Origin of the sequence: Magnetovibrio blakemorei (assembly GCF_001746755.1) — a bacterium.
Classification (GTDB): Bacteria; Pseudomonadota; Alphaproteobacteria; order Rhodospirillales; family Magnetovibrionaceae; genus Magnetovibrio; species Magnetovibrio blakemorei.
Genome location: NZ_MCGG01000046.1, coordinates 16,900 through 32,725, shown reverse-complemented (window position 1 = coordinate 32,725; position 15,826 = coordinate 16,900). Strand labels below are relative to the sequence as shown.

The window sequence follows — 15,826 nt, the reverse complement described above, 5'->3', positions numbered from 1 at the left end:
TTTTGCAAAAGGTGGGGTATTTCGCGCCCGATGGCAAGGGCTCTAGGCAATTTGCTCCTAGGTCCTTATAAAGACGCAAGTTAGTCTAAGGGCTAGACCTCACATAAGGAATCGCTTTGAGCCGCATTTTGTTCATCACCTCCAATCGATTGGGCGACGCGGTGCTGTCGACCGGATTGCTGGCGCATCTGTTGGGCCAATATCCGGGGGCAAAGGTGACGGTGGTGTGTGGTCCGGTTCCGGCGGGCTTGTTTGTCGGCGTGCCGGGCCTGGAGCGGGTGATCGAGCTTCCCAAACGCAAGCACAGCCTGCATTGGTGGGACATGTGGAGGGCGTGCATCGGCACCTGTTGGGATGTCGTTGTGGACCTGCGCAATGCGCCGTTGAGCTATGCTTTGCTGGCAAAACGTCAAATTCATCTGGGCAAAGCCAACAAACGCTTCGTCCACCGGGTGACGGCCATGGGCTCGTTGGTTGGTTTATCCACGAATCCCCCCGCGCCGACGTTGTGGACCTTGCCGGAAAATGACCAAGCCGCGGTTCAGTTGATTCCAGACGGCGCACCGGTGTTGGCGATGGGCCCCACCGCCAACTGGATCGGAAAAACCTGGCAGGCGTCTCGGTTTGTCGACTTGGCGCTGCGCTTAACTGCGCCGGACGGCATCTTGCCTGGCGGGCGTATCGCAGTTATGGCGCATAGCTCTGAACTGCACATGGCCCAACCTGTTTTGGACGCCTTGCCGCCGGAGCGCACGCTTAATTTGGTGGGCGAAATTCCGTTGGCCACGGTGGCGGCGTGCTTGAGGCGCGCGGCCTTTTATGTGGGTAACGATTCCGGCTTGATGCATATGGCGGCGGCTGCGGATATTCCCACTTTGGGCCTGTTTGGGCCATCGCGCGAAGAACACTATGGACCCTGGGCGCATGCAGGAAGCGATAAAGCACATGCAGTGCGTGGCGATAAACGCTATGAAGATGTATTCCCGGTTGATTACGATTATCGCAATACACCGTCGCTGATGGGGGATTTGAGCGTTGATCGTGTCGAACAAGCCGCCCGCAGTCTGTGGAGCCACCTGACGTGAACATCGATACAACGCCGACCCAACCGACCCTCACCGCCTTGGTCGTTGCCCACAATGAAGAGGACCAGCTGGATGCCTGCTTGGCGACGTTGACGTTCGCCGACGAAATCGTCGTTGTTTTGGACAAATGCACGGATGGCTCCAAGGCCATTGCGGCGCGCTATACCGACAAACTGATCGAAGGCAGTTGGGAGATTGAAGGCCCGCGCCGTCATGCGGGCATCGACGTGTGCACGGGGAATTGGGTTTTAGAGGTCGATGCTGATGAACGGGTGTCACCTGAGCTTGCCGCAGAAATTCGCGATAAAATCAAAACCGCCCCGTTTGGTCACTTTTTGATTCCCTATGACAACTATGTCGGCACCCATCTGGTGCGTTACGGTTGGGGCGCGTCTTGGGGGGTGAGCGCCACGGTGCGGCTCTATGCCCAAGGGGCGAAGGTGTGGGGGGCGCAGCGCATTCACCCCGGTGTCGAGCTTAAAGGGGAACGCATGTGGCTGGAAAACCGCATGATTCATTATGTGGATCGCAATATTTCCGATATGATTTTGCGTTTGGATCGTTATTCCACGGCCCGCGCCAACGATTTGCGGGCTTCGGGGAAGATTGGCTCGTTGGCCAACAATGTACGTCGCCTTTTTTCGCGCTTTTTTAAGTGCTACATCGGGCGTAAGGGCTATCGGGAAGGACTGTACGGCTTTCTCATCGCCTTGATGGCAGGCTTGTTTCCGCTGTTGTCGTACATAAAAGCCAAGCTAGAGGACGAAAAATGAGGGTGCTTCAAGTCATGGCCGGGGCTGAGTTTGGCGGGGCCGAGGCTTTTTTTGTCCGCTTGGTCATCGGTCTGCACAAAGCCGGTCTGGATCAGCGCGTGATCATTCGCAAAAACGAACAGCGCGCCCAGGTCTTGCGCGACGCTGGTCTTGAACCGGTTGAGCTGAGTTTCGGCGGTCTGCTCGATTTGAAAACCCCGATGATGATCAAGCGCGAATTGCGCACCTTTCGCCCCCAAGTGGTGCTGACGTGGATGAACCGCGCGACGTCGAAGATGCCCAGCCGTCGCCCCAGCGATTTGAACTACGTTCTGGCGGCCAGGTTGGGCGGGTATTACAACCTCAAATACTATAAAAAATGCGATCATTTGGTGGGCAATACCGAAGACATTTGCGATTATTTGGGCAAGGAAAACTGGCCGCAAGAGCGCATCCATTACCTCCCCAATTTTGTCGCTGCCGACCACCGCCCGCCCGCGCCGCGCAACAAATTGCATATCCCCGAACGCTCCAAGATGATTTTGACTCTGGGCCGTTTGCACGCCAACAAGGCGTTCGACACCTTAATCCGTGCTCTGGCGCATGTCCCCGATGCCTATTTGGTCATTGCGGGCGAAGGTCCGGAACGTGAAGCCCTTGAATCCCTGGCCCAAGAATTGGGGGTGCGTCCGCGCATCCGCATGTTGGGCTGGCGCGACGATGTGCCGGAACTGATGGCGGCGTGCGATTTGTTCGTCTGCCCATCGCGTCATGAACCGCTGGGCAACGTTGTGATTGAAGCCTGGGCGCAAGACCGCCCGGTGGTCGCCACCGACAGTGTCGGCCCGGCGGCGTTGATCAAAGACGGTGTTGATGGTCTGCTGACCCCCGTAGACGATGCGCCCGCGTTGGCAAAAGCCATCAATCGGGTGTTGAAAGACGACGTTCTTGCGGGCGATCTGGCTCAGGCTGGACGTCAGCATTATGAGCGTAAATTCACCGAGCAAATGGTGGTCCAGCGCTATCTTGATTTCTTTCAGGAGATCGCAGACTGATGTGTGGCATCGCCGGGTTCGTCAGTCTGCCTAATGCACCGAAATTCGATGCCCGCATGGTCGAGCGTTTTGCCGATGTGCTGGCGCACCGGGGGCCCGACGGTCAAGGGTCCTACAGCAATGGGGCGTGCACATTCGTCCACACCCGTCTGGCGATCATCGACATCGAAGGCGGCCACCAGCCGTTCGTGGCGCGGCGCGAAAATGGCGCTGAAGTGGCTTTGATGGCGAACGGCGAGATTTATAACAATCTCGAACTGCGCCAAGCCATGACGGATACGGCGTTCACCAGTTTGTCCGATAGTGAACCGCCGCTTTACCTTTATCTCAAACACGGCGTGGATTTTGTTCACAAGTTGCGCGGCATGTACGCCATCGCGATTTGGGATGGGGAACTTGAACGATTGATTCTCAGCCGCGACCCGTTTGGCATCAAACCGTTGTATTACGCTCAAACCGAACATGGCTTTGCGTTTGCCTCGGAACTCCGGGCTTTGGTTTCGAAAGACCTGTGTGCGCCGAAGCTCAACAGGCATATCCGCGATGAACTGTTGCAGCTGCAATTTTCCACCGGTGTAGACACCGCCATTGAAGGCATTCACCGCGTTGCTCCGGGCGAAACGCTGGTCATCGAAAAAGGCGTCATCGTCTCTCGCCACCAGCGTGCCGCTTTACCGACAGGTGGTCCGGTGTCCCTGTCGTTGGAGGGGGCGCTATCGCGCTTGGACGATGTGCTCAACGATACGGTCGGCATGCATCAACGCTCAGACGTGCCTTACGGCATGTTTTTGTCGGGCGGTATTGATTCATCCGTTTTGTTGGCGATGATGAGCCGCTTGAATGCCGAACCCGTCACTGCGTTCACGGCCGGATTTAGTGGAACGGATGTTCCCGACGAGCGCGAACACGCGCGGGCGTTGGCCCGTGGCGTCAGCGCTCGTCACATTGAAGTGGAATTTGGGGAAGCGGATTTTTGGGCGGAGTTGCCCAAGATCGCTTTTCATATGGACGACCCGGCGGCGGATTACGCCCTGTTGCCGACGTGGAAGCTGGCGCAAACGGCCCGAAATGAGGGCATCAAGGTGGTGTTGACGGGCGAGGGCGGCGATGAGCTGTTCGGTGGTTATGGACGCTACCGTGCCGCCCGCCGGTGGCTGTTTCCCAAAGCCATGTACCGCAAAGGTATCATGGATGATTTTGGCGTGCTGTTGGACAATGATCGGGCGCGTACATGGCGTGCCGGGATCGCTCAAGCGGGCATCGCCGCACGCACGTCTGGGCGGACTGCATTGCAAGTGGCGCAAGCGCAAGACATTGCCACATGGTTGCCGGGTGATCTTTTGACCAAGATGGACCGCATGCTGATGGCGCACGGTGTGGAAGGGCGGGTTCCGTTCTTAGATCCAGAGATGGCTGCTTTTGCATTTGCCCTGCCCGACAAACTGAAGATCCGTCACAAGCTGGGCAAGGCAGTGCTGCGCCATTGGCTGGCGAGGGCCATGCCCGCTGCGCACCCCTATGCCAAAAAACGTGGCTTCACGGTGCCTGTGGGGGAGTGGATCGCGTTTAGAGGTCAACGCATCGGTCATATGGTGGGGGCGCAAGAGTGTATTCAAGCCATCTGCGCGCCGGACGCCATCCATAACATTTTTGCCATGCCTGTCGGACGCGCCGGAAAAGCGGCCTGGACGTTGCTGTTCTATGCGCTATGGCATAAAATCCACATTCAAGGTGTTGCCCCAGACGGCGATGTTTTTGACGTTTTAAGCGCCTAGGCAACAGTGTTCGAAGGTAGCGGGAGCAAACACGCGTGAGCACGCAAACAAGCATTCAGACCCTGACCCTCAAGCGTCCCGATGACTGGCACGTGCATTTGCGCGATGGCCAAGTGATGCAGACCGTCTTGCCCTTCACCGCACGTCAATTTGGCCGCGCCATCGTGATGCCCAATTTGGTGCCGCCGGTGACCACCGTTCAGCAGGCTTTGGCCTATCGGGACCGCATTGTCGAGGCGGTGCCTGCGGGCCTGGAATTCGAACCTCTGATGACGGTGTATCTGACCGATAACATCGATCCAAAAGAGATTTCCGCGGGTTTCAAAAGCGGGGCTTTTTGTGCCGCGAAGCTGTACCCGGCAGGGGCCACCACCAATTCCGACAGCGGTGTGACCGACATCCGTAAACTCGACGCCGTGCTGGCGTGCATGGAAGAGCTGGGCATGCCTTTGCTGGTCCACGGCGAAGTCACGGACCCAGACATCGACATCTTTGATCGCGAACATGTGTTCATCAAACGGGTGATGGAACCCACCTTGAACCGCTTTCAGGGTTTGAAGGTGGTGTTTGAACACATCACCACATCGGCGGCGGTGGATTTTGTCCGCGCCCAAGGTCCCCGCGTTGGTGCCACCATCACGGTGCATCACTTGATGATCAACCGCACGGATATTTTTCGCGGCGGCATTCGCCCGCATTTGTACTGCCTGCCGATTGCCAAGCGCGAACAGCACCGCCTGGCGTTGCGCGAAGCCGCGACGTCGGGGGAAGGGCAGTTCTTTTTGGGCACCGACACCGCGCCTCACGCCGTATCGGCCAAAGAAGCCGCGTGCGGCTGTGCGGGCATTTTTTCCGCGCCGACAGCCATGGAACTCTACGCCCAGGTGTTTGATGAAGAACACGCCCTAGATCGCTTGGAAGCGTTCGCCAGTCTCAACGGTCCGGCGTTTTATGGACTGCCCGTGAACGACAGCACCATCACCTTGACCCGCACGCCTTGGGTCGTGGGCGATCAGGTTGTGCTGCCCGGTGGCGGGGCGTTGCAGCCATTTATGGCTGGCGAAACCATCAACTGGCGCTTATCTGAATAGCTACTGTTTTTTCTTTGGAGACCTCCCAATGACTACTCAAACTCAGTTTCAGGCCCTTGTTCTTGATCAAGATGCAGATGGAAAGGTCAGTGGTTCGTTTCAAACGCTGGACAACGCCAATCTGCCAGATGCCGACACCACCATCTCTGTCAAATATTCGTCGCTCAATTACAAAGACGGCATGATCATGAACGGCCTGGGCAAGTTGGTGCGCGATTATCCGCACGTGCCGGGGGTTGATTTCGTCGGTGTGGTCGAGGAATGCACATCGGGGGCGTTTAAACCGGGTGACGAAGTGATTTGCACCGGGTGGCGGGTTGGCGAAGTGTGGTGGGGCGGTTTTGCCACCCGCGCGCGGGTAAAATCCGAATGGTTGGTGGCGGTGCCAAAAGGTTTGAGCATGGTTCAGACCATGTCCATCGGCACGGCGGGATTGACCGCTATGATGTCGCTGATGGCGCTGGAGGAGCACGGCCTCACCCCGGACCGCGAAGGCGAGGTTTTGATCACCGGTGCCGCCGGTGGCGTCGGCAGCGTGTGTGTGGCCTTGCTGGCGAACTTAGGCTACCGCGTGGCGGCGGGCACCGGGCGCGAAAGCACCCATGCGTATCTGACCGAATTGGGCGCGACGACCTTGGTGTCGCGCGAAGAACTGGAACAAGCGCCCCGTGGCCCGTTGTCCAAGGCGCGTTGGTCAGGGGCGATTGATAACGTTGGCGGCAAGATTTTGGGTAACCTGTTGGCGGCGCTGAATTCAAACGCCAGCTGTGCTGCCGTGGGTAACGTTGCGGGCTTCACGTTTGAAGCCTCGGTGCTGCCGTTTTTGCTGCGTGGGGTGAACTTGTTGGGCATCGACAGTGTCAATTGCCCAACTGATCGCCGCGTTGTGGCGTGGAACCGCCTGACCAAGCAATTGCCCTTGGATAAGCTTGACCCGATGATCGAAATCCATCCTTTGAAAGATGTTTTGAAGCTGGGTGGCGAGATCTTGAAGGGCCAGGTTCGCGGCCGTGCGGTGATCGACGTGAACGCCTAGGTTCGCTCGACCTGAACTTAATCGTCGTCGAACCAGCCCCGTTCTGCACCTTGGTGACAGGCTTCGCATTTGGCCCAAGAGTTGGCGTTGCCGCGTGACCAGCGGTTGATGTCGCCCCGGTGTTCGCCCTTAAACCAGCGTTGTTCGCTGATGCGCAAGGGGTTTGCCGCTCCTCCCCGAGGGCTGTTCTGCACCAAGTACGTTTCGATGCGTGTGCGGGTCGCGTCGTTGAGGCTGGCGTCTTCACCAAAGTGGTTGGGTAAATTTTCCATGATGGTGCGCCATGTGTTGCTGGGCAATAAGGCGGGCGGATAGGCCATGTGACAATCGCTGCATTCCTTTTTGACGAGGGCATCGGTGACGACCATAGAAGCCCGTCCACCGCCTTCGCGTTCCCCACCTTCACGTTCCCTACCTTCACGTTCATAGCCATCGGCGTGCGCCATCGAAAGCGGTAGGCCGAAGTTCAAGATCAGAGCGGCGCCAAGCACCATCACGGTTTTTTTCATAGCGGGTCTCATTTTTTCGGTGAAATGGAATGTCAGTGTGTTTGCCAATTTTACGAATTCACTCTGAACACACCCTGAACACAAAAAAGGGGGAGGCCGAAGCCTCCCCCATTACGGTCGAAAGAGTGGCATTTACATACCCGGTAGGCCTTCGATGTAGCCTACCGATGCTTGTTGCTTGTCGAGAGATTTTTCAAGCGCAGCCTTCAGCTTTGTGTCTGCGACATCGATGCGTTCGCCGCGGTGCTGGTGGTTGCTCATGATGTAGGCGTGACCATTCATGTTATCGACCACTTGCAAACCGGTGGATTCCGCCCCCATGGGCACGGACAGGATGCGTGACAGTTTGCGAGTGTCGACGTTGAACGCCCAGACGTAGTTGTTGGCATGTAGACCACTGTCTTCACCAATGAACAATGTGCGCATCTTGGATGAGAAGAACAGGTTGTCCGGGTTGGCGACGCGGTCCGGATCGGCCTTGTTGCCCCACTTGTCCATTTCCGCCAAGTCTTTGCCGATCAATTCGGGAACGCCTGCCATATCGACAGCCACCAGATTGGATGCGATGGGGTTGCCATCGGTGTCTTTGACACCTGCGGCCAGGTTCAGTTCAAACGTTGCGCCGGCGTCCAGTTTTGGCAGACGAATGTCATCAACGGGGCCTTTTGGGTCTTCCATCATGCCGACTTTCATGTAGGACATGGCGATGAAGACTTTGCCGCCTTGGGCGTCATAGGCGACGCCTTCCATCTTGTTAAATTCGGTCGTGGCCCCTTTGTAAGCGGCGTAACGTCGCGTTTCCAAGAACGCCGCGGCGTCTTCCTTGCCCGCGTTCAGCTTGACGTACTCTTCACCCTTTTTGAGACCCGCACGGATGGTTTTGAAGCCGTCCTTCGGTTCTTTGGAATATTCAAAAATGGTGCTCTCAGAGCTGGAGAACTTTTCCGTGTTGATCATGGTTTCAACGTCGGCGTTGGTGCCGTGGCCCAGTTTGATCCAGCTGAGGGCGCCTTTTCCGGCGTTTTCGGTGCTGATTTGGGTCCATTTGGCGGCGTAGATGGTGCCTGCAGACAAATCATTTTCGCGATCGGCGATAAACATAAACAAACCCACATTGCGCCCGTCATCTCCAAAATAGACGGTGCGCCCATCGTCAAGAATGCGGGCCTTTTCCCAAGAAGCACGGCCCATGGCGTAGTGCTTGGTGACTTGAGTGGTGCCGCCCGGATTGACTTTGACTTCAACCTGATGGCCGTACTGGTACGGATTGGCGATTTTTTCGTTGTTGAAATAAAGCGTGCTCAGCGCCTTGACGCCACCGTCTACTTTTTTGCGCAAGAACAGGTCGTAATCTTCTTCGGCACCCAAGTGGGTGTTCCACGGCGTTTGCGACCCGGCGCACGGAATCCACAGCCCACCGACTTTGGAAAAGTCGATGTTGCTTTGATTGACGGCGCTCATGCGCCCGGTGGTGGGGTCTTGTTTGATTTTGGTCAGCGACATGCTCATGGGCATGCGTGCATGCCAGCCTTTGACGTCTTCGGCGATTTCACCGTTTTGCAACAACCAGTCATATTCCCAATGGGTGACCAGATAGGTTTCACCGTTGTCTAACTGCAAAAGGGAATTGGCATCGGGGGTTTCGGCAATGACCGGCGCGCCATTGGGGTCCATCAGAGGCTTGCCTTTGGCGTCATACAAGGTGCCTGCCGGAGCTGTGTTGGCGCCGACTTTGTCGGTGTTATCGAACAGCGTGACGTAGTTCATGTCCACCGTCTCAACCTTGCCATCGGTGTAGGTCACCTTGGCTTTGGCTTTGGAATAGGTGGATTCCAGCTCAGCTTGGGTTTCAGGTGCACTCATACCCATGAATTCAACCGATTTGACGCCGGCTTGGGCATGTGACGGATACATGCCGGCCAAGATGGTGCCGACCAAGACGGAAGAGGTCAATGCGATGCGTTTGAAGGACTTCGTGCGCATTTTGGGTTCCCTAAAAAAATGAAAAGCGGCCTCTTGCCGCCGTTTGAAGGGGGTAGTGATAGCAAGTCCATAAATCTCTTTTTTTACGCAGAAGTGACGTTTTTGTAACGCTTGGCGGGAATTGACGTAAAACAAGCTCATATCCGCCCCTTTGCAGCGGCAAAGCAAACCCGTCGAAATGCCCAAACCCCCTTGACGATGCGTCTTTGATGCCTTAATTACGGCGCACCCCATGGCTGGGTAGCTCAGCTGGTTAGAGCGCGGCACTCATAATGCCGAGGTCGGCAGTTCAAGTCTGCCTCCAGCTACCAATAAAAAGCCCTGTGACCTATACGGTTGCAGGGTTTTTTGTCGTTTAGTGTGGTGTGTGCCAGAGACCTTAGGCAGATTCGATCTGCCACAATCTTCGGGTGCCGCGTTAGGCTGTATCCGGTTCGGGGCGGGTGTCCGGCTTCAGGACGCGAGACACGGGAAAGTGCACGGTGACTTCCGTGCCTTTGCCGGGGTGACTGTCGATCTCCAGCGTGCCTCCGTGCAGATCGATGAGCCCCTTGGTCAGGGGCAGACCCAGCCCGGTGCCTTCGTGTTTGCGCGAGAGCGAACTGTCCACTTGGCCGAATTTCTCCAGAGCAACGGCCTTGCCTGTTTCATCCATGCCAATGCCGGTGTCTGATACAGTGACAATCATGGTGCCGTCATCGTTGAGACGCGCGTCGCAGCTGACGGTGCCGCCATCCGGTGTGAACTTGACCGCGTTGGACACCAAGTTGATGAATATTTGTTTGAGGCGCAGCGGATCGGCCATCAAAAGTGGTAGGTCCGGCTTGGTGATCCCGTGAAGCTTCACGCCACTCTCAATGGCCTTTGAGGACATGATGCGCACGGCGACCTCGCAGACTTCGGCGACGTCGGTGGGTTCCTCCTTCAGGTCAAGCTTGCCGGCCTCAACCGAGGAAACGTCCAAAATGTCGTTGATCAGGCTCAGCAAGTGCGTGCCCGAGGAGTGTATGTAGTCCGCGTACTCTTGGTAGTGTGCGTTGCCGAGTGGTCCGAACACGGCGTATTTCATGGTTTCGGAAAACCCGATTATGGCGTTCAGGGGGGTGCGCAGCTCGTGGCTCATGTTGGCCATCAGGTCCGTCTTGGCCTGGTTGGACAGTTCCGCCGCGCGCCGGGCGGCGTTCATAGCCACTTCTGCGGCTTTGCGCTCGGTGATGTCTTCGTGCAGCGAGATGTAGTGCGTGATGCGTCCATCTTCATCGCGGATAGGGGAGATGTGGGCGTTGGCCCAAAACGCCGTGCCATCCTTGCGGCGGTCTTGGATTTCATTGATCCAATCCTCGCCGCGTAAGATGGTGTTCCACAGGTCGTCGTGCACTTCCTTGGGCGTGTCGGGGAACTTGAGGATGCTCGGTTTTTGACCGATCACTTCGCTACTGGAATAGCCCGTGACCTGTTCGAACTTCGGATTGACGTATTCGATCACGCCGCCGGTGTCGGTGATGAAGACGAGCACCGGGCTTTGTTCGACCGCCCGCACCAGCTTGCGCAGCTTATCTTCAATGTCCTTGCGGACGGAGATTTCCTGGCTCAGGTCCACAGTTCGCTCGCGTACTTGGTCTTCCAAGGTGTCCTTGGCGGTCTGCAGGTCGCGGGTGCGCTGCGCGATTTCTTGTTCCATGGGGGTGATCATCCAACGGAACAGAACGAACCATAATGCTCCTCCCATCAATATCATGAGGAACATGGACAATGCGATCAGGTTGCGGCGCAATTGTCTTAAAGTCTGGCTCATTTCGGTTGAGCAGAGGGTTATCGTGACTTCCAAGGATCGACCCGCGTAGGCAAATGATTTGCTTTGGGTGGAAATGACGTCTGTCTCAGTCGGTTTTTCGTTGTACGAGAAGAACACGGTGCCATTGTCGAAAACAACGTCCAGGCGCGCGACGCTCGGGTTGTTGCCGCGCCAATCGGCCAGTAGGCGGCGGCCTTCTGAATAATCATTGCGCAGCATGGCGTCGGTCAGGGTGGCACCGATCAGATCGACCTCGCTTTCGGCCTTGCGCATCAAGGCTTCGATCAGCAGATTTTTTTGTTGAGAGAACACGGCGGCGCTGGCCAACGCGATGCACAGAGTGATGACCGCGAGGATCGCGGCAAATAAGCTTCTGTTTCGTTTTTGCAAGTTAAAGGGCATGGCGCGTGATCACGGTTCCAGCACAGGCAGAACCTGACGGAGCATTTCCCTGTGCAGGTCGTAGTCGGAGTCCTGAACGGAAACGAAGCCTGTCAGATTACCGGCGATGGCGTGCAATATAGCCTTGCCGCGCGGCTCGCTGTTCAAGTCCATCAATGCGCGGGCGATCTGGGCGTGTAGGTCTGGCTCCATGTTCGAACGCGTAACAAACACGTGGGTCGACAGATTGGGGGAATAAGCCAGCGCGCGGATGTTTTTATCTTTGTATTCATCGAACACCTCTTCGGCCACAGCACCTGCATCGAAATCGCCGAATTCGACGCCCAGGACAACGTTGGTGTGATTGCGCAGATGGGTAAATTCCGCCAAGTCTTTCAGTTGGACACCGGCCTGCATGAGCATGTAGACGGGCACTTGCGTGCTTAACGTGGACTTGGGGCTGCCGAATGCGACGCGTTTGCCGCTCAGTTCGGTGAGTGAGGTGAGAGGGCTGTCTTTGGTGGTGAAGATGACCGAGCGGAATTGTGGCGTGCCGTCGAATTCATAACGGACAAGCAGAGGTTTCACGCCGTATTTGTTGCCGATCATAACATAGGGGCTGCCACCCAGAAATGAGATGTCGAGCTTGTCCTCTCCGGTCAGGCGGATATGTTCGCCGTAGTCCTTAGCGACCATGACGTTGACGGGACGACCAATCCGGTCGCTCAGGTACTGGGCGAGGGGCGCGTATTTTTCGATCAGCAGTTCAGCATTGAGATACGGCATGAAGCCCAGGGTCAATGCCTGGTCTTGGGCCTGATTTTGGGCCTGGTCCTGGACGTCTTCTGCGGCCAAGGCAAAGTCAGTAGAAATCAGCAAAAACGCCGCGAGTATCCATCGGGCCGTGCGTACCATTACCTTATCCCCCCTTCTTTTAAAGTATATTATGCGCTCCCAACGCATTTGGTCCACCGCAATGTTAAATCTGAATTTGAAAGGTTGCAAACTTCAATGACTTGCAGCAGATCGCGTGCTCCAGAGGGATGAAGCCCATGACCGCAATCAGGTGTTGCTGGAAGCTGGTGATAAAGTTGGAACAGCGGCTTGATGTCCGCTTCGCACTTTAAAACAGACACTGTTGTTTTTTTGGAGGGGTGGTTTTTAAGAAAACATCTGTAGCGTGTTCAGGTCAAAATGCATGTTAAGCAGGCCTGACAGGTCGTTGGATTGTCTGCGTGGGGTGCCGACCATTTCTAAGATGAGGTCTTGGGAATTGGTTGGCATGTCCTGGGGGAAGGTTCCATAGTTATTGTCTCTGCCCATGGTGCTCGACAGACGATCGGTGATGCGCTGGCGGATGTAGCTTTTGATGTAATCGGTGTCCGAAAGCGTCGTTACGTCAGTATTTGCAGTATTTGCGCCCTCTGCTTCAGCGGGCTTTGGGTTGCGCAAGGACGTCATCATTTCCATAAACTGAGACAGATTGGCCTCAGTCAGGCCATAACGCTTCGCATTCAGCAACCGGACATCGGCCTGCTGTGTGTCTTGCGGCGCGCCTAAGGTGTCGGTTACGGTGCTCATGGATGGTTCCTTATCAAAACAAGGGCGGGGACGTCCAAGAGACTTGCAACACTCGTGCCGCCTTAAAGAGCGTTGATTCTCCGGGTTTATCGTTTCGCCAAAGGCACTTTGGGCGGCAAAAACAGCTCACTCGGAAATTATTACCCGGCACCTCAGGGGGGCTGAGCCTCAGTGAAGTCCGTAAGTCAGCGCTTTCGATGCGGCCAATTGCTGTTCGGTTGCCTCGTGCACGCACACAGCCTGCAGCGGGTGTGGGGCTCTGTCGTGTTCCATCACATACTCACGTGCAGCAAAACAGTCCATCATTGTGTCATACTCCCCGCCATGCGAAGCGACGGGAGTGGCACTTTCCAACGCGATCAAAACCAATACCCATTCCATAGCACTTGCTCCTTTCTGGACCAAAGACCTTAAGCGGGAGGTGCTGATTCTGAGCACCTGTTTTGACGGTTATCCAACCAACGCGCTTAAGGACGCGATGTTTCATGTATTCGATCAGTATAGCGCAAAATCCTTGGGGTTTCATTAACCATAAAAAGGACTGTAACGTTAATTGGACAGCAGGCGGATGTAACTGACCAGGGCTTCGACCTCTGACGGGTTGAGGGTGTCTTCCCACGCGGGCATGAATTGGCTTTTGCCGTTAACGATGCTGTACACCAAGTCCTGATTGCTGAGCGGGTCCATCTCGTTGGCGTTGGAATGATCGGCGGGATTGATTTTGATCATCTTGGTCATGACCCCGTCACCTTCGCCTTCCTCGCCGTGACAAACGGTGCAATATTTTGTGTAGAGTTTATAGCCAACCTCCGGATCGCCCATCATGGGATGTTTGGAGGTGCTGAGGAAACGCAGGTAGGCGATCAAGGCGTCGACTTGTTCGGCCTTAAAGACATTCACCCATTCGGGCATAGCTTCGCTCAGGATGTTGTGACGGGCGCGCCCGGTGATGGTTTGCGGCCCGTCTCCGGTGATGATTTTCTTCAAAATGGTGTCGCTTCTGGACCGCACGGTGGTGGTCAAGTCCGATGGGGTGATGCCCATCTGTTTTGCCAACGGTCCATCCCCCTTGCCCATTTTGCCATGGCACAATTGACAGTAGGAAACGAACAATCGTCTGCCTTCAAAGGCGGGCGGGGGTTCCGCCAATGCGGCCGCGACATTTCCCAAAATGGCACCCAGCACAGCAAGCAAAACGATTAAGGATTTGCGGTCAAATGGTGTCATGAAATTTTACTCCCCCTAAAGGCCGAACCGACGCTCGAATGAGTATAGCAGAACGGCCAAGCAACGCATCTGACTTGTATTCATGAGCGTTTATCTTCAGCCGTTTGTGGCATTTGATCGGTATTTAATTCAATTGCCACAAAGGTGACACTTTCTTACATTAGAGGTTGCTAAAATAAATAATATCCCTCGAAAGGTATGAATATGATTGAGTTTCTTCAGGTTTGGTTCTTAATCGTTATCGCGCTTTTGTACAGCGTGAATATGTTTGTGTTTGTTTTGCTGACGATCAAGAGCCGCATTGGATTTTCAGACGAAGAAGTCGCTGCCTATTTCACGCGCCTTGCCACGTATTCCAAGTCTGTGTTTTCGGGTCATGCCGCATGATCGCTTAAACCCGATTTAACTTTGTTCCAGCCTTAGGGAAGCGCTCATGAAACTCGCCCCGTTTAGCCCTTACATGAGCAAGCCCACTCCACAAAGCCGTCAGGCGATTTCCAGTCAGATCATGAATCCGTCCGATGAGATGACCGATCAGATCATCAAAGGGTTGGTGGAAATTCTCGCCATTGAAGGGCCGACCCTGTCCACCCGAGCGTTTACCCAGTACGGCCGTAAAGGCGGTATTGTGAAGATGACCAGGACGGCCGTGCAACGGTTCACCAAGGCGCTCGTCAAAGCCAAAAAAGACGGCAAGATCTTATTCGAAATCGATCCCTGTGAAGAAGGGGTCGCCTATCTGTTATGGCTGCCCACTCAAGAGCGCGTTAGCGTGCGGGAATATGGCAACCGCGGCTTCGAAGACATTCCCGCTTCGGAACTGGGCGAGGTTTTGTTTACCTTGGCCGATGAAATGCATGACGCTTCGGATAAAACCAAACTCTACGCCAAAATTGCAGAGCTGTATGGTCTCAAACAGTTGCCGAAGAACGCAACCGCGCGGCTGGATTTTGTTTTCCAGCAATACTTGGCCTAAGGGGCTTTAGCCCAAGCGTTTAGCGGCTTGCACGGCGGTTTCCAAGCTGTTGAGAAAATCTGAGCGATCCGATTTGCTGTACGGTCTGGGGCCGCCGGTGATTTCACCCTGTTCGCGTAAGGTGGCCATCAATTCGCGATTGGCCAGCGCCATGCCGATGGAATTTTGCGTGAACTTTTCCCCATTGGGTTTGATCGCCAGCGCGCCTTGTTCCAGACAGCGCGCGGCCAGGGGGATGTCGTTGGTGATGCAGATGTCGGCTTTTTGAATATGCTCTGCAATCCAGTCGTCGGCGGCGTCGGCTCCTTGGGTGACAATCACCAGCTCCACCAAAGGGTTTTGAGAGGGGCGAATGCCGCCATCGCAGACCATATAGGTTTTTAAATTGTGACGGGTGGCGACACGCACGGTTTCGTCTTTGACCGGGCAGGCGTCTGCATCAATGTAAATGGTCACCATGGAAAGCCTATGGGTCTGATGGGTGATGGGTTGGCCATCTTAGGTGCTGGGTATTGAACACTTCGCGAGGCCATCAAAGTCATGATATGTATAAAGACAACAGGCAAAGATCTAAAGGCAA

The 15,826-nt window shown here is 55.5% G+C and carries 16 protein-coding genes and 1 tRNA gene; 9 read left to right on the top strand and 8 right to left on the bottom strand.

Going from position 1 to position 15,826, the window contains the following annotated elements; translation table 11 throughout:
- The first annotated feature begins 116 nt into the window (after positions 1-116).
- The 6 genes from BEN30_RS12355 to BEN30_RS12330 are packed head-to-tail and all read left to right on the top strand — an operon-like array spanning position 117 to position 6,794.
- The gene (locus BEN30_RS12355; protein ID WP_069958634.1) at positions 117-1,085 is read left to right on the top strand and encodes a glycosyltransferase family 9 protein; all 969 of its coding nucleotides are present in this window, start codon (positions 117-119) and stop codon (positions 1,083-1,085) included.
- Positions 1,082-1,858 (top strand): glycosyltransferase family 2 protein, encoded by a 777-nt coding sequence (locus tag BEN30_RS12350; RefSeq protein ID WP_245649050.1) that lies wholly within the window; start codon positions 1,082-1,084, stop codon positions 1,856-1,858. The genes BEN30_RS12355 and BEN30_RS12350 overlap by 4 nt, the downstream gene beginning before the upstream one ends.
- The gene (locus BEN30_RS12345; protein ID WP_069958633.1) at positions 1,855-2,892 is read left to right on the top strand and encodes a glycosyltransferase; all 1,038 of its coding nucleotides are present in this window, start codon (positions 1,855-1,857) and stop codon (positions 2,890-2,892) included. The genes BEN30_RS12350 and BEN30_RS12345 overlap by 4 nt, the downstream gene beginning before the upstream one ends.
- A complete protein-coding gene (asnB, locus tag BEN30_RS12340; RefSeq protein WP_069958632.1) occupies positions 2,892-4,667 on the top strand; it encodes an asparagine synthase (glutamine-hydrolyzing) in 1,776 nt (591 codons plus the stop codon). Before BEN30_RS12345 ends, asnB begins: the two co-directional genes overlap by 1 nt.
- A gap of 35 nt (positions 4,668-4,702) precedes the next feature.
- Complete coding sequence (gene pyrC, locus BEN30_RS12335; protein WP_211563397.1) at positions 4,703-5,758, top strand: dihydroorotase; 1,056 nt, start codon at positions 4,703-4,705, stop codon at positions 5,756-5,758.
- Between the two features lie 28 nt (positions 5,759-5,786).
- Positions 5,787-6,794 carry an MDR family oxidoreductase gene (locus BEN30_RS12330; protein ID WP_069958631.1) on the top strand — a complete coding sequence of 336 codons (1,008 nt, stop codon included), beginning with the start codon at positions 5,787-5,789 and terminating at the stop codon, positions 6,792-6,794.
- Between the two features lie 17 nt (positions 6,795-6,811).
- Here the strand turns inward: BEN30_RS12330 and BEN30_RS12325 are convergent, their stop codons facing one another.
- A complete protein-coding gene (locus BEN30_RS12325) occupies positions 6,812-7,303 on the bottom strand; it encodes a diheme cytochrome c (RefSeq protein ID WP_084005494.1) in 492 nt (163 codons plus the stop codon).
- 132 nt (positions 7,304-7,435) lie between these two features.
- On the bottom strand, positions 7,436-9,286 hold the full coding sequence (locus tag BEN30_RS12320) for a PhoX family protein (RefSeq protein WP_069958649.1): 1,851 nt from the start codon (positions 9,284-9,286) through the stop codon (positions 7,436-7,438).
- Between the two features lie 234 nt (positions 9,287-9,520).
- Between BEN30_RS12320 and BEN30_RS12315 the strand changes: the two genes are divergently transcribed.
- Positions 9,521-9,597, top strand: a tRNA-Met gene (locus BEN30_RS12315).
- A 107-nt stretch (positions 9,598-9,704) separates the two neighbouring features.
- Here BEN30_RS12315 and BEN30_RS12310 read toward each other — a convergent pair.
- From BEN30_RS12310 to BEN30_RS12290, 5 genes are all read right to left on the bottom strand, one after another.
- The gene (locus BEN30_RS12310) at positions 9,705-11,483 is read right to left on the bottom strand and encodes a receiver/sensor box histidine kinase (protein WP_069958630.1); all 1,779 of its coding nucleotides are present in this window, start codon (positions 11,481-11,483) and stop codon (positions 9,705-9,707) included.
- A gap of 9 nt (positions 11,484-11,492) precedes the next feature.
- Positions 11,493-12,377, bottom strand: a complete 885-nt coding sequence (phnD, locus tag BEN30_RS12305) for a phosphate/phosphite/phosphonate ABC transporter substrate-binding protein (RefSeq protein WP_069958629.1) — start codon at positions 12,375-12,377, stop codon at positions 11,493-11,495.
- A gap of 246 nt (positions 12,378-12,623) precedes the next feature.
- A complete protein-coding gene (locus BEN30_RS12300) occupies positions 12,624-13,043 on the bottom strand; it encodes a hypothetical protein (protein WP_069958628.1) in 420 nt (139 codons plus the stop codon).
- Between the two features lie 168 nt (positions 13,044-13,211).
- The gene (locus BEN30_RS12295) at positions 13,212-13,424 is read right to left on the bottom strand and encodes a hypothetical protein (protein WP_069958627.1); all 213 of its coding nucleotides are present in this window, start codon (positions 13,422-13,424) and stop codon (positions 13,212-13,214) included.
- A 168-nt stretch (positions 13,425-13,592) separates the two neighbouring features.
- Positions 13,593-14,270, bottom strand: coding sequence for a c-type cytochrome (locus BEN30_RS12290; protein WP_069958626.1), 678 nt, complete (start codon positions 14,268-14,270; stop codon positions 13,593-13,595).
- A gap of 204 nt (positions 14,271-14,474) precedes the next feature.
- Here BEN30_RS12290 and BEN30_RS12285 point away from each other — a divergent pair, with 204 nt between their 5' ends.
- Positions 14,475-14,657 (top strand): hypothetical protein, encoded by a 183-nt coding sequence (locus tag BEN30_RS12285; RefSeq protein WP_069958625.1) that lies wholly within the window; start codon positions 14,475-14,477, stop codon positions 14,655-14,657.
- A gap of 46 nt (positions 14,658-14,703) precedes the next feature.
- Positions 14,704-15,246: a hypothetical protein gene (locus BEN30_RS12280; protein ID WP_139135011.1), complete on the top strand. Its 543-nt coding sequence runs from the start codon at positions 14,704-14,706 to the stop codon at positions 15,244-15,246.
- A 6-nt stretch (positions 15,247-15,252) separates the two neighbouring features.
- Here the strand turns inward: BEN30_RS12280 and BEN30_RS12275 are convergent, their stop codons facing one another.
- Entirely contained in the window at positions 15,253-15,702 is a 450-nt protein-coding gene (locus BEN30_RS12275; RefSeq protein WP_211563399.1) for a YaiI/YqxD family protein, read from the bottom strand.
- Between the last annotated feature and the right edge of the window lie 124 nt (positions 15,703-15,826).

What these genes read in the sequence shown, in the direction of transcription:
- BEN30_RS12345 (WP_069958633.1), top strand. Translation starts at nt 1,855, where the DNA reads ATGAGGGTGCTTCAAGTCATGGCCGGGGCTGAGTTTGGCGGGGCCGAG.
- BEN30_RS12285 (WP_069958625.1), top strand. Translation starts at nt 14,475, where the DNA reads ATGATTGAGTTTCTTCAGGTTTGGTTCTTAATCGTTATCGCGCTTTTG.
- BEN30_RS12295 (WP_069958627.1), bottom strand. Translation starts at nt 13,424, where the DNA reads ATGGAATGGGTATTGGTTTTGATCGCGTTGGAAAGTGCCACTCCCGTC.
- asnB (WP_069958632.1), top strand. Translation starts at nt 2,892, where the DNA reads ATGTGTGGCATCGCCGGGTTCGTCAGTCTGCCTAATGCACCGAAATTC.
- phnD (WP_069958629.1), bottom strand. Translation starts at nt 12,377, where the DNA reads ATGGTACGCACGGCCCGATGGATACTCGCGGCGTTTTTGCTGATTTCT.
- BEN30_RS12300 (WP_069958628.1), bottom strand. Translation starts at nt 13,043, where the DNA reads ATGAGCACCGTAACCGACACCTTAGGCGCGCCGCAAGACACACAGCAG.
- BEN30_RS12325 (WP_084005494.1), bottom strand. Translation starts at nt 7,303, where the DNA reads ATGAAAAAAACCGTGATGGTGCTTGGCGCCGCTCTGATCTTGAACTTC.
- BEN30_RS12320 (WP_069958649.1), bottom strand. Translation starts at nt 9,286, where the DNA reads ATGCGCACGAAGTCCTTCAAACGCATCGCATTGACCTCTTCCGTCTTG.
- BEN30_RS12310 (WP_069958630.1), bottom strand. Translation starts at nt 11,483, where the DNA reads ATGCCCTTTAACTTGCAAAAACGAAACAGAAGCTTATTTGCCGCGATC.
- BEN30_RS12280 (WP_139135011.1), top strand. Translation starts at nt 14,704, where the DNA reads ATGAAACTCGCCCCGTTTAGCCCTTACATGAGCAAGCCCACTCCACAA.
- BEN30_RS12290 (WP_069958626.1), bottom strand. Translation starts at nt 14,270, where the DNA reads ATGACACCATTTGACCGCAAATCCTTAATCGTTTTGCTTGCTGTGCTG.
- BEN30_RS12330 (WP_069958631.1), top strand. Translation starts at nt 5,787, where the DNA reads ATGACTACTCAAACTCAGTTTCAGGCCCTTGTTCTTGATCAAGATGCA.